This is a genomic window from Amycolatopsis sp. NPDC051903 (assembly GCF_044452505.1).
GTDB lineage: Bacteria > Actinomycetota > Actinomycetes > Mycobacteriales > Pseudonocardiaceae > Amycolatopsis.
In genome coordinates, this window is record NZ_JBITBT010000035.1 from 1 (window position 1) to 12,275 (window position 12,275).

At 73.3% G+C, this 12,275-nt stretch carries 14 protein-coding genes; 3 read left to right on the plus strand and 11 right to left on the minus strand.

Annotated features, from left to right (window positions below; all coding sequences use genetic code 11):
• Positions 1-228: 228 nt before the first annotated feature.
• Genes ACIA77_RS41285 through ACIA77_RS41295 form a run of 3 tightly spaced genes read right to left on the minus strand, consistent with a single transcriptional unit; the run spans position 229 to position 2,797 of the window.
• Positions 229-708 carry a hypothetical protein gene (locus ACIA77_RS41285; protein ID WP_395891599.1) on the minus strand — a complete coding sequence of 160 codons (480 nt, stop codon included), beginning with the start codon at positions 706-708 and terminating at the stop codon, positions 229-231.
• Complete coding sequence (locus ACIA77_RS41290; protein ID WP_395891687.1) at positions 705-2,057, minus strand: ATP-binding protein; 1,353 nt, start codon at positions 2,055-2,057, stop codon at positions 705-707. The genes ACIA77_RS41285 and ACIA77_RS41290 overlap by 4 nt, the downstream gene beginning before the upstream one ends.
• A gap of 53 nt (positions 2,058-2,110) precedes the next feature.
• A complete protein-coding gene (locus ACIA77_RS41295; RefSeq protein WP_395891600.1) occupies positions 2,111-2,797 on the minus strand; it encodes a response regulator in 687 nt (228 codons plus the stop codon).
• A gap of 111 nt (positions 2,798-2,908) precedes the next feature.
• On the opposite strand from ACIA77_RS41295, the gene ACIA77_RS41300 reads away from it, so the two are divergent.
• Positions 2,909-3,820 carry a phosphatase PAP2 family protein gene (locus tag ACIA77_RS41300; RefSeq protein ID WP_395891601.1) on the plus strand — a complete coding sequence of 304 codons (912 nt, stop codon included), beginning with the start codon at positions 2,909-2,911 and terminating at the stop codon, positions 3,818-3,820.
• 64 nt (positions 3,821-3,884) lie between these two features.
• On the plus strand, positions 3,885-5,276 hold the full coding sequence (locus ACIA77_RS41305) for a pyridoxal phosphate-dependent decarboxylase family protein (protein WP_395891602.1): 1,392 nt from the start codon (positions 3,885-3,887) through the stop codon (positions 5,274-5,276).
• On the opposite strand, the gene ACIA77_RS41310 is transcribed toward ACIA77_RS41305, so the two are convergent.
• Both ACIA77_RS41310 and ACIA77_RS41315 read right to left on the minus strand, forming a co-directional pair.
• Entirely contained in the window at positions 5,254-6,228 is a 975-nt protein-coding gene (locus tag ACIA77_RS41310; protein WP_395891603.1) for a pirin family protein, read from the minus strand. The two genes, ACIA77_RS41305 and ACIA77_RS41310, sit on opposite strands and share 23 nt — an antisense overlap.
• Before the next feature lie 67 nt (positions 6,229-6,295).
• A complete protein-coding gene (locus tag ACIA77_RS41315) occupies positions 6,296-6,751 on the minus strand; it encodes a hypothetical protein (protein ID WP_395891604.1) in 456 nt (151 codons plus the stop codon).
• Positions 6,752-6,814: 63 nt separating this feature from the next.
• Here ACIA77_RS41315 and ACIA77_RS41320 point away from each other — a divergent pair, with 63 nt between their 5' ends.
• Positions 6,815-7,642, plus strand: coding sequence for an alpha/beta fold hydrolase (locus ACIA77_RS41320; RefSeq protein WP_395891605.1), 828 nt, complete (start codon positions 6,815-6,817; stop codon positions 7,640-7,642).
• 22 nt (positions 7,643-7,664) lie between these two features.
• Here the strand turns inward: ACIA77_RS41320 and ACIA77_RS41325 are convergent, their stop codons facing one another.
• The 6 genes from ACIA77_RS41325 to ACIA77_RS41350 all read right to left on the minus strand — a co-directional run bounded on the left by ACIA77_RS41325 (position 7,665) and on the right by ACIA77_RS41350 (position 12,269).
• The gene (locus tag ACIA77_RS41325) at positions 7,665-8,594 is read right to left on the minus strand and encodes a Ku protein (RefSeq protein WP_395891606.1); all 930 of its coding nucleotides are present in this window, start codon (positions 8,592-8,594) and stop codon (positions 7,665-7,667) included.
• Positions 8,595-8,646: 52 nt separating this feature from the next.
• Positions 8,647-9,066 (minus strand): DUF6292 family protein, encoded by a 420-nt coding sequence (locus ACIA77_RS41330; RefSeq protein ID WP_395891607.1) that lies wholly within the window; start codon positions 9,064-9,066, stop codon positions 8,647-8,649.
• A 244-nt stretch (positions 9,067-9,310) separates the two neighbouring features.
• Positions 9,311-9,694 (minus strand): response regulator transcription factor, encoded by a 384-nt coding sequence (locus ACIA77_RS41335; protein WP_395891608.1) that lies wholly within the window; start codon positions 9,692-9,694, stop codon positions 9,311-9,313.
• Positions 9,691-11,118, minus strand: a complete 1,428-nt coding sequence (locus ACIA77_RS41340) for a PAS domain S-box protein (RefSeq protein ID WP_395891609.1) — start codon at positions 11,116-11,118, stop codon at positions 9,691-9,693. Before ACIA77_RS41340 ends, ACIA77_RS41335 begins: the two co-directional genes overlap by 4 nt.
• A 43-nt stretch (positions 11,119-11,161) precedes the next feature.
• Complete coding sequence (locus ACIA77_RS41345; protein WP_395891610.1) at positions 11,162-11,551, minus strand: ATP-binding protein; 390 nt, start codon at positions 11,549-11,551, stop codon at positions 11,162-11,164.
• 70 nt (positions 11,552-11,621) lie between these two features.
• The gene (locus ACIA77_RS41350) at positions 11,622-12,269 is read right to left on the minus strand and encodes a response regulator transcription factor (RefSeq protein WP_395891611.1); all 648 of its coding nucleotides are present in this window, start codon (positions 12,267-12,269) and stop codon (positions 11,622-11,624) included.
• Between the last annotated feature and the right edge of the window lie 6 nt (positions 12,270-12,275).

The following is a 12,275-nucleotide window of genomic DNA, read 5'->3' on the forward strand; positions in this document are numbered from 1 at the left end:
ATGATGGTAACGACGGTCTGGATCACCTTGTCAAGGCTGGAAAGCGTGCCTTGACAAGGTGATCCAGACCGCGTGGGGGCTTCGGATCGAGGTGCAGGGCGGAGTCTGGGTACGGGTCTTGTCGGGTGGGTCCGTGGCGGTGGCGCAGGTGGTGCGCGGCGGCGGTTTCGTACGTGGCGTGCGTGCGGCTGGGGGTGTGGGGTGGTGGCGTGATCGCCTGATTGATCTTCAGAAGGTGCAGGTGGTGGGGCCGAAGGTGAAGTCCGGGGTGGTGACGGTGATGCCGCGGGCGTCGGTGGGGTGGCCGGTGGCGGAGAGGGCCGCGACGGTGGTGCAGACGATTTGGTCCAGGCCCAGGTAGATGGTCTTCACGGAGTACGGGACGGTGACCGTGGGCGGAGTGGCTGTGGTGTCGACCGTGGCGGGGGTCGTGCCGGTGGGCAGGAAGGAGTAGAGGCCGGTCTTCTGTTCGGCCGGGGTGGGGCCGAGGAAGAGTTCGGCGAGGGCCAGGTCGGGGGTGACGGGGCTGCCCCAGTGGCGCACGACCGGGGTGAGGCTGCCGTCGACGGCGAAGTAGAGGGTGAGCTGGCGGTCGGCGTCCGGGCCGGCGGCCTGGGGCGCGGGGCCGGCGGGGATGACGGGGGTGGGCTGGATGCCGCACGCCGCGAGGAGCACCAGCAGGGTGAGGGTGGCGAGGAGTTTCTTCATCGGGACTCCGGGTGGCGCGGCAAGCGGAGCGTGAAGCGAGCACCCGAGCCGGTGTTGGCCGCCTGGACGTCGCCGCCGTGCAGGCGGGCGTTTTCGCGCGCGATGGACAGGCCGAGGCCGCTGCCGTCGGAGCGGGCGCGGGAGGTGTCGGCCTTCGTGAAGCGGTCGAAGACGTGCGGGAGCACGTCGGCGGGGATGCCGGGGCCGTGGTCGGTCACGGTCAGGGTCACGGTTCGCTCGTCGGCGGCCAGGTGAACCTCGACGGGCGGCGCGCCGTGGCGCAGGGCGTTGCCGACGAGGTTCGCGACGACGATGTCGAGCCGGCGGGGATCGACGGTGGCGGTGACGCCGTCGGGCAAGTCGGTGGTGACGCCGTCGGTGGCCGACCAGCCCCGGGCGGCCAGGCTGTCGGTCACGGCGCGCGCGACGTCCCACTCCTCCAGGCGCAGTTCGGCGCGCCCGGCGTCGAAGCGCGAGATCTCCACCAGGTCTTGCACGAGCCGCGTGAGGCGCCGGGTCTCGGCCGACACCAGGCGCGCCGCGACGGCCGTGTCGGCGGGCAGGTGCTCGGCGTCCTCGTCGAGCACGTCGGTCACGGCATTCATCGCGGCCAGCGGGGTGCGCAGTTCGTGGGACACGTCGGCGACGAACCGCCGTGCGTCCGCCTCCATCGCGCGCAGTGTGCCGACGGTCCGCTCCAGCTCGGCCGCGGTGCTGTTGAACGTGGTCACCAGCTGGGCGAGCTCGTCGGAACCCTTCGCCGGCAAGCGCACGTCGAGCTGCCCGTCGCCGAGCTTGCGGGCCGCGGTGTTCAGCGCGCGCACCGGTCGCAGCACCTGCCGCGCCGCGAGCAGCGCCAGTGCGACGGCGATCGGCAGCGCCAGCGCGGCCGTCTGCCACGCGCGGGCCGCCAGCCGGTCGATCGCGGCCTGCTGGTCCACCAGCGAGACGCGGGCGTACACCTCCACACCGGTGTGGACGACGCGGTCGCCTCGGCGCTGCACCACCGGCATGCCGATCAGCAGCTGCGGGGTGTCGTCGCGGATCACACGCTGGAACTGGATGGTGTCCTCGTCCGCCACCTGCCGGCGCAGTTCGGCGGGCACCTCCGCGGTGCTCAGGCGCGACACCGAGTGCAGCCCCTGGTAGACGGCGACGGTGGCACCCTTGAGGCTGTCGGCGAAGTTGTCGAGCTGCCGCTGGTCCGGGGGTAGCGTCATCTGCGGCAGGTACGCCGTGACCTGGTCGCGCAGCTGCAGCATGGCCGGGTCCTGCACGCCCTCGAGGATGGTCGTGCGGGCCGTGACGTAGCTGGCGCCGGCCGCCGCGGCCGCACCGACGAGCGTCATCGCCGCGAACGACAGCACCAGCCGGGGGCGCAGGCCCGCGAGCCGCGGACGTCTCACGAGCGCCCGAACCGGTAGCCGAACCCGCGCACCGTCTGCACGTGGTCCGGCCGCGCGGGCACGTCCTCGATCTTCGAGCGCAGCCGCTGCACGCACGCGTCGACCAGCCGGGAATCGCCGAGGTAGTCGTGGTCCCACACGGCGCTGAGCAGCTGCTGGCGGCTGAACACCTGCCCCGGCGTGCGGGACAGCTCCAGCAGCAGCTTCAGCTCGGTCGGGGTGAGCGCCACGGCCTGGCCGTGTTTCGTCACGAGCATGCCGGCGCGGTCGATGACGAGCTCGCCGTGGCGTTCGACCTCGCCCGCGCGCGCGTCGCGGTCGACGGCGGCGCGGCGCAGGACCGCGCGGATCCGCGCGTCGAGCACGCGTGGCTCGACCGGTTTGACCACGTAGTCGTCGGCGCCCGCTTCCAGGCCGGCGACCACGTCGAAGTCGTCGCTGCGCGCGGTCAGCATGATGATCGGCACCTCGCCGGAGGTCCGCATGCGCCGGCACGTCTCGAACCCGTCCATGCCGGGCAGCATCAGGTCGAGCACCACGAGGTCGGGCGACTGCTCCTTCAGCACCTCGACGCCGGCCTCACCCGACTCCGCCGTGTGCACCACGTGGCCCTGCCTGCGCAGGGCCAGCTGGAGTCCTTCGCGCACGGCCGCGTCGTCCTCTACCACCAGAACCACTGCCACCGGAGCCATTATTCGGAAAACCGCAGCCCTCGGCGAGCCGGGGCGATCTTGTAGCAAAACCATGACACTGCTCTGACCCGACCACTAAATCCCGCGCCGAGACTCGGGCGCATGGCAGTGACGTTCCCCGAGGCACCCCCGATCACCCCGTCCGGACCCCCGCGCCACGCGCTGGTGGCGAAGACGCCGTCCCGCACCGCCGTGCTCGTCGCGGCGGCGGTGGGCAACGCGGTGGCCTTCCTCGTGGCGTACCTGCTCTTCGTCCGCACGGCGGCGGGGCAGGAGGCGGAAAACGGCGTGGTCCACAGCGCACAGGCCGCCGGCCGGTCCACTGTGGACTGGGCGGAGCCGCTGCGGGACGTCGACCTCGTGGTGGTCCTGGGCGCGGTCGCGTTGCTGGTGCTGGCGCTCGCGCTGGTGCGGCGCCGGTTCACGCTCGGCGTGACGGCGCTGGTGCTGCTCGCGACGCCGCTCGCCGTGGCCCAGCTGCTCAAGATCTACGTGCTCGACCGCCCGGGCATCGACGACGGTTACGCGGTCGCGGGCCACAACAGCTTCCCGAGCGGGCACGTCAGCGCGGCGACTGCGGTGCTGCTCGCGCTGGCCGTCGTGCTGCCCGCCCGGTTCCGCACCTGGGTGCTCGCCGTGGGTTCACCCGGCGTCGCTTGGGTCGCCGCGGCGACCGTCGCGCTCGGCTGGCACCGGCTCTCCGACACCGTGGGCGGCTGCCTCTTGGTGGCCGCGGTGGTGTGTGCCGGCGCGGCGGTCGTCTCGGCCCGGCGGCCCGACGGCCGGCGAGTCCCGGTGCTGCCCGCGGTCACCGCGCTGCTGGGGCCGGTGGCCGTCGTGCTCGGCGGGTTCGCGGTGCTCGGCTCTTCGACGTCGGAGGGCGCGCGGTTCATCGCCGCGGTGCTCCTGGCCGCGGTGTCGGCGGTGGCGCTCGTGGCGCTGGTGACCGGTCCGGTGCGGCGCGTGAACTTCGACCCGGGACGCGCGGGGCGGGCCACGCGGCTGAGCCGCTGATCGAGGGCCAGTTCCCGGCGATTGGCCTGCGACTCGGGCCGCCATGCGGCGCTAAGGTCGGGCTGTGTACGCGAAGCTCGCCGAAGACCTGTCCGACCTGCCCGCCGTCCTCGACGCCGCCCGCGAACAGGCGGGTGAGCTGCTCGCCGGGCTCGCCGACCGCCCGGTGGCCGTGCCGCCTGCGGGGTTCGCGCCCTCGGCCGTGCCGGAGGACGGCGTCGGCGCGAAGGCCGCGCTGGCCGAGTTCGCCCGCCGCTGGGCTCCCGGGTTCGCGGCCAGCGCCGGGCCGCGGTACCTGGGCTTCGTGACGGGCGGGGCGACACCCGCGGCGGTGGCGGGCGACTGGCTCACGGCCGCGGCGGACCAGAACCCCGTGTCCTCACTGGACTCTTCGGCGTCCGATCTCGAGCGGGAGACGACGGCGTGGCTCGCGCAGCTGTTCGGGCTGGGGCCGGAGTTCAGCGGTGCCTTCGTGTCCGGCGCGACGATGTCCACTGTGGTCGGTCTGGCGATCGGCCGCGAGTGGGTGGGCGAACAGCTCGGGATCACGGTCGCGGACGCGGGAGTCGCGGCATTGGGGCCGGTCGCGGTCGTCAGCGGGGCGCCGCATTCGAGCGTGCTCAAGGCGATGGCGGTACTGGGGCTGGGTCGGTCGGCGATGAAGCGCGTGGCCCTGCAGCCCGATCGCGAAGCCGTGGACGTCGCCGCCCTCGACCAGCAGCTGGCCGACCTGGGCGGGCGGCCCGCGATCGTGGTCGCGAACGCGGGCACGGTCGACACCGTCGACTTCGACGACCTGCGCGCGATCGCGGCGCTCAAGGCGAAGTACCCGTTCTGGCTCCACGTCGACGCCGCGTTCGGCGGGTTCGCCGCGCTGTCGCCCGAGCACGCCGCGCTCGTCGACGGGCTGGCGCTCGCCGACTCCGTCTGCGTGGACCTGCACAAGTGGCTCAACGTGCCCTACGACTCCGCGATCCAGTTCAGCCGCCGCCTCGACCTGCAGGTGCGCGTGTTCCAGAACGCCGCCGCGTACCTCGGCCACCCGGGCGAGAACCCGGACTTCGTGCACCGTACCCCCGAATCGTCCCGGCGGCTGCGGGCGCTGGCGGCGTGGTGCACGCTCGCCGCGTACGGGCGCTCGGGACACCGCGAGATCGTCGAACGCTGCGTGGCCCACGCGCGGGACCTCGGCGAGCGGCTCGCCGCGACCTCGCAGTGGCGGCTGCTCGCACCGGTGCGGCTCAACGTCGTGTGCTTCACCCTCGCGGAAAATCCCACGCAGGACCGGATCGACGCCGTGGTGCGCGCCGTCGCGGCCGGGGGCGAGACGTTCGTGACGCCGACGGTCTACGCGGGCGTGCCGGCGCTGCGCGCGGCGTTCAGCAACTGGCGCACCGCGCGCGAGGACGTCGACCGGATCTTCGCCGCGCTCGTCACGGGTTCCGGCGCGGCTTGATCCGCACGTTCGGCAGCACGGGCGCGGGCAGCCGCGCCGGTGCGCCGGGCACCTCGGGGATCGCGCCGAACTGCGGCGATTCCGCCTGCCACGCCTCGCGGTAGGCCACGATCTCCTCGTGCGTGCGCGCGACGAAGTTCCACCACATCACGATCTCCTCACCGAACGGCGGCCCGCCGAGCAGCATCGCGCGGGCCGGGCCGTCGCCGGAGTTGGTGAGCTCCAGCGTCGCGCGGCCGGTGCCGAGGTAGCCGAGGTCGGCCGCGGTCAGCGGCGTGCCGGCGAAGGTGACGCTGCCGGTGTCGACGAGCAGGCCGTGTTCGAACTCCGGGTCGACGTCGAGCGAAACGGTGGCGCCGGGTTCGAGCAGGAGCTCGGCACCGAGCAGCGGCGTGAAGGTCTTGACCGGCGAGGCTTCGCCGGCCAGCGAACCGAGGAACACGCGGGCAGTGGCGCCGCCGAGATCGGTGGCGGGCGGGGCGTAGTGCTGGAAGTCGCGGCCGGCGTGGCGGTGCGCGTCGGGCAGGGCGACCCACAGCTGCACACCGTGCAGGGACGTCGTCTCCGGCGTCGACACCTCCGAGTGGCAGATGCCGTGGCCGCCGGTCATGAGGTTCAGCTCGCCGGGGCGGATCAGCGCGTGCGAGCCGAGGCTGTCGCGGTGCTCGATCTCGCCGGCGAAGAGCCAGCTCACCGTCTGCAGCCCGGTGTGCGGGTGCGATCCGACGGACATGCCGCCGGTGACGGCGGGGTCGGCCGGGCCGTAGTGGTCGGCGAAGCACCAGGCGCCGATGAGGGAACGCTTGCGCTGCGGCAGGGTGCGGCGCACCTTCATCGCGCGCGGTCCGCCCAGGGGCACGTCGCGCGCCGTGAGCACCTCGACCCCGGCGAGCCCGGCCGGCGCGGGGTCCCCGCAGTCCAGGACGGGTGGCTCGGTCTCGACGTTGCTCATCGTGGTGCCTTCCGCTCGGGCGAAGTCCTCTCCGGAAACCTTAGTCCGCAGGGGATCGCGCGGCGGTTCAGTCCTTCGAGTACGGCGTCGCCTCGTGGCCGGGGAGCCCGGCCGTGCGGTTCTCGCGTTTGAGCCGCGCCTCGGCGAGGTGCGGGATGCCGCGCGTGAGCTCGCGGACGCGCATTTCGTGGTCGCGGAAAGCGGAGTAGTAGGTCGCGTCGTACTCCTCCACGACCTGGAACGTCCACCGGCCGTGCAGCACGTTGCGGCCGAGGAGCTGCTCGGCCAGCCGGTCGGCGTGCTCGCGGTGGCCGGCCGCGCGCAGCTGGTCGATGCCGTGCGCGAGCTTCTCGTCGGCGGAGCCCGTGAGCTGGTGGAACGCGTAGAGGTGGCCGCGTGCGACCTCCACGGTCTCCAGTGCCTCGGTGATCTTGCCCACCGCCGCCAGCGTCGCGCGGTCGGGTTCGAGGTGCTCGGCCGCGGCGTCGTCGAGCCGGAGGTCGGGTTTCGCGTCTGGGTCCATACCGGGCGAGGTACCCCGCGAACCGCCCTCCGTCACGCTCGCGGCCCGCTAGAGTCGCGCCGCATGGGGACCTCTCACGACGTGAAGGCGGCCGACGGCCGCGTTCTGCGCGCCCACGACAGCGGCCGCGGTGAAAACCTCACCGTGCTCTGGCACCACGGCACCCCGCAGACGGGCGCGCTGCTGGAGCCCGTGCTGGCGGCCGCAGAGGCGCGCGGTATCCGCGTGGTGTCCTACGGGCGGCCGGGCTACGGCGGTTCGACCGTCGCGCCGGGACGCACGATCGGCGACGCGGCCGAGGACGTCCGGTGCGTCGCCGACGCTCTCGGGCTCGACCGGTTCGCGGTCGTCGGCGCCTCGGGCGGCGGCACGCACGCGCTCGCCTGCGCCGCGCTGCTGCCGGACCGCGTCACGGCGGCCGCGACGCTCGCCGCAGTCGCGCCGTACACCGAGGAATTCGACTGGTTCGCGGGCATGGCCGACCCGACTTCGCTGCGCGCGGCGCGCGAGGGCCGCGACGCCCGGCTGGCCCACGCGGCGACGCACGACTTCGATCCGGCGAGTTTCGCCGCCCCCGACTGGGCCGCGCTCGAGGGCGCGTGGGGACCGCTGGGTGCCGACGCGGGCGCGGCCGGAGCCGTGGGTCCCGACGGCGAGGTGGACGACGACGTCGCCTACGTGTCCCCGTGGGGCTTCGCACTCGCGGACGTGCGCACCCCGGTGCTGCTCGGGCACGGGAGCGCCGACCGCGTGATCCCCGAGGCGCACGTCCACCACCTGTTCGCCCACCTGCCCGACGCGCAGCTGTGGCTGCGGCCGCGCGACGGCCACATCTCGATCCTCACCGCGCTGCCCGTGGCGTTCGACTGGGTGCTGGACGCCGCGCGCTGAGTCCCGGGTTCCGGGGGGCGGTTCACGAGGCTTCGAGGGCCTGCTCCAGCTCCGCGCGCTTCATCTTGGAGCGGCCCTTGATCTCGCGTTCCTTCGCCAGCTCGTCGAGCTCGGCCTTGGTGAGGTCGGCGAGCTTGGGCCCCGCCGCCGGTTTCTTCCCGCGCCGCTTGCCGCTGCCCTCGACGCTGCGCTGCAACGCCTCGAACAGGTCCACGACCTTCGTCGGCTCGGCGGCCTCGGCCGCGGGCGTGATCTCGTCGCCCTTGCGCTTCGCGTCGATCAGCTCGTGGACGCGGTCGGTGTAGGTGTCGCGGTAGTCCTCGGGCCGCCAGTCCTCGGTCATCGCGTCGATGAGGTTCACGGCCAGGTCGAACTCCTTGCCGCGCGCGGCGGCCTGGTCCGGCAGGTCGGGCAGCTCCTCGTCCTTGCGCCGCAGGTCCGCGGCGAAGTGCAGCGTGTCGAGCAGCAGCACGCCGTCCCCGGCGCGCACGAGCGCCAGGTATTCGCGCCCGCGCAGCACGAACTTCGCGACACCCGCCTTGTCCGTCTTCGCCATCGCGGCCAGCAGGAGCGAGTACGGCTTGTCGTAGTCGGAGCTCGCGGGTGCGAGCCAGTAGGTGCGGTCGAAGAACATCGGGTCGATGTCGGCGAGGTCGGCGAACGCCTCCACGTCGAGCGATTTGCTGCGGCCGGGCGCGATCTCGTCCAGCTCCTCCTGCTCGACCAGGACGTAGTCGCCGTCGCCGAGGTCGTAGCCCTTCACGACGTCGGCGTAGTCGACCTCGTCGCCGGTCCGCTCGTTCACCCGGCGGTAGCGGATGCGGTCGCTCGTGCCGCGCTCGAACTGCCGGAAGTGCACGGTGTGGTCCTCGATCGCGCTGTAGAGCCGCACCGGCACCGTCACCAGGCCGAGCGTGAGCGAACCGCTCCAGACGGGTCGTTTCGGGGCCATGGCGCACTCCTCTCCTGCCGCCGGGGTACCCGGTTTCGGCCCGCGTGACGCGTCAGGCCAGCCGGTCGAGCAGCTCCTCGTGGTGGCCGGCGCGGCGCAGCTTGCGCGGCTCCGGCCGGCCCAGCGTGTGGTCGCCCTCGCGCAGTGCGGCCAGGAACCGCGCGACGTCCTCGGGGTCGGCCAGCACGTCGTCGTGCTCCAGGTAGGCCAGCACGATCAGGTCCTCGCCGCACGACGCCTCGATCGCGGCCGACCAGCCGTGCACCTCGTCCCACAGCAGGGCCAGGTCGCGGTCGGGGAAGCGCTCGAGCCGCCGGTCCAGCGCCACGTAGGCCGACACGGGCACGTCGAGGTCCACCGTGCACGACTCCGGCCCGACGCCGGCGGCCGCCGCGACCCGGCCGAGGTAACCGCGCAGCGCGCGGTCGAATCCGTGGTCCACGCCGAGGTCCGCATCCACGAAGCTGGTCACCGGGTACCTGCACTTTCGCCGGGAGGAGGGAAGATCGCCCTGAGAGGCGAGCACGGGCTACCCACTCCGGCGGTGGGCTACACCTGGTTCGCCCCGCGGGTGTCCGCATTCGGGCCAAGTGGGCCCGTTCGGCCGTACGCGGGGCCCGCCGAACGGTACGGCCCCTCGATCCGCCGATCGGCGCCTCGGCGTTCGTGCGGTGCCGCCGTTCGCCGGCGATTCCGCGGCCCGCTCCCGGCGCGCCTCAGCCGCGGCCCTGCGCGGCGAGCCGGCGCACGGCGGCCACGATCTCCCGGTTCGGCACGCCCTTGGTGAGGTACTCGACCGCGCCGGCGGTCTCCATCGCCGTCATCGACGCCCGGTCGGAGTACGCGGAAAAGGCGAGTACCGCGGTGCCCGGGCAGCGGGCGACGATCTCCTCGGCCGCGCGCGCCCCGCCGCCGCCCGGCATGCGCACGTCGAGGACGGCGACGGCGGGCCGGTGGTGCTCGGTCAGGGTGATCGCCTCGTCCGCGTCGCGGCCGACGGCGACGACCTCGATGTCCGGCTGTTCCTCGAGGACTTCGCGCAGCGCGTCGCGGATCATGGCGTCGTCGTCGCTGATGACGACGCGCAGCGGGCCGCTCACAGCTGCGCGTCCGGAACGCTGGGCAGCCAGAACTCGACGCTCGTCCCCTCACCGGGGGTGCTCCGCAGGGAGAACCAGCCGTGGGCCGACTCGGCGCGCTCGCGCATCTCGATGAGCCCGAAGTGGTCGCGGCCGGGGTCGGCGCCGGTGACAGCGGTGCCGACCCCGTCGTCGGTCACGCGGAACAGCGTGCCTCTGTCCACTGTGGACATGGAAACCTCCACTCGCGACGCGCGGGCGTGCTTGTGCACGTTGGTGAGCGCTTCCTGGCAGATCCGGTAACCCGTCACCGCCGCCTCGGGCGTGGGCTCGGCCGTGAGCCCGTCCTCGAACGCGTACTCGAGGCCCCACGGGACCACGACCTCTTCGAGGTGCGCGCCCAGCGCCACCGCGAGGCCGTGCCGTTCCAGGTCGGGCGGCCGCAGCCGGGAGACGAGCGCGCGCAGCCGGACGACGGCCGCGCGCACCGATTCGTCGAGCGCCGCGACGCCTTCGCGGTGCTCTTCGGGCAGCCGGTCGGCCAGCAGCTGCAGCCGCATCCCGACGGCGACCATCGACTGGATCGAGTCGTCGTGCACGTCCCACGCGATGCGACGGCGCTCCACCTCCTGCGCGTCCACGAGGTGGCTCACGAGGCGGCGGCGCTGCGTCAGCGCGTGCGCGGCGGTGCGGCGTTCGGTCATGTCGCGGGTGACTTTGCCGAAGCCACGGTGGTTGCCGTCGTCGTCGTACAGTGTGGTGATCACGACGTTCGCCCAGAACCTCGACCCGTCTTTGCGCAGCCGCCAGCCTTCGTCCTCGAGGCGGCCTTCGGTGAGGGCGATTTCGAGCTCCCAGGCGGGTTTGCCCGCCGCGATGTCTTCGGCGGGGTAGAAGACGGAGAAGTGCCTGCCGGTGATCTCGTCGGCGCGATAGCCGTGGACGCGCTCGGCGCCGGCGTTCCAGCTGATCACGTGGCCGCCGGTGTCGAGCATGAAGAGGCCGTAGTCGACGACGTCCTGCACCAGCAGGCGGAACCGTTCTTCGCTCTCCCGCAACGCCTGTTCCGCGGCGCGGCGTTCGGTCATGTCGCGGGTGACCTTGCCGAAGCCGCGGTGGTTGCCGTCGTCGTCGTACAGTGTGGTGATCACGACGTTCGCCCAGAACCTCGACCCGTCTTTGCGCAGCCGCCAGCCTTCGTCCTCGAGGCGGCCTTCGGTGAGGGCGACTTCGAGCTCCCAGGCGGGTTTGCCCGCCGCGATGTCTTCGGCGGGGTAGAAGACGGAGAAGTGCCTGCCGATGATCTCCTCGGCGCGGTAGCCCTTGATCCGTTCGGCGCCGGCGTTCCAGGTCGCGATGCGGCCGGCCGGGTCGAGCATGAAGATCGCGTAGTCGACGACGCCTCTGACCAGCAGGCCGAGGTCGTCCGGCGAGGGTTCGTCCATGGCCCAACTCTGCCCCAGCCACGCCGGCGGGGCAGCCTCCGGCTCAGCTACCGCCGGGACCGGCCAGGTCACACCACACGACCTTCCCGCCGGCGGTGGGCGTGACGCCCCACGCGAGCGAGAGGAGTTCCACCAGCCGCAGGCCCCAGCCGCCGTCCGCGCCGGAGCTGCGCTTCGCCGGCACCGCCGCGCTCTCGTCGGCGACCTCGATCCGCACGACGGAACCGGCGTGGCTCAGCCGCAGTGACGCGGCGCCCGCGCCGTGCAGCACCGCGTTGGTCGCGAGCTCGCTCACCACCAGCACGGCGTCGTCAGCGAGGGTCAGCAGGCCCCAGCCGGTGAGAGCGGTCCGGGTGAAGTCGCGCGCCGCCGCGAGCCCGGCCACCGTTTCGGGCAGCAGGCACTCGGCCGACGTGTGCGCAGAAACCTCCACGCGTCCACCCTGGACGAAACGGGCCCGGCGCGGCAGACGCAGATCACTTCGCCGCACTGACGCAGGTGCATCAATCCAGCAGGCCCTCGCGCCGCGCGAGCGCCACCGCTTCGAGCTTCGACCGCGCGCCGAGCTTCTCGAGCACGCGCTGCACGTGGTTGCGGGTGGTGTTGCGGGTGACGCCGAGGCGGACGCCGATCTCCTCCGTGCTCGCTCCTTCGGCCAGCAGCTGCAGGGTTTCCTGCTCGCGCGCGGTCAGCGTCGAGCCGCCGCGGGTGCGGCCGGAGAGCCGTTCGAGCACCCCGGGCAGCAGGCCCGCGTCGAAGACCACCTCGCCCGCCGCGACGCGCTGCACGGCCGACTCCAGCACGTCCAGCGGCGCGGACTTCAGCAGCAGGCCTTTGCCCCCGGCTTCCGCCACGCGGGCGGCGACGGCGGGCGTCGCGTCGCCGGTCAGCACGAGCACGCGCGAGCCCAGCGCGGCGAGCTCGCCGATCGCGGTCACGCCGTCGCCATCGGGCAGGCGCCGGTCGAGCACCACGACATCGGGCCGCAGCCGGGCCGTGTCGGCGGTCGCGGACTCCCGCGAGCGGGAGCGGCCGACGACCGTGAGCCCGGGGGAGCGCTCCAGCGCCAGCTCCAGCGCTTGGGCCACCATGTCGTGGTCTTCGACGAGGAGCACCCGCACCGGGCCGGCGGACGGGGGCTCGACAGGCATGACGCT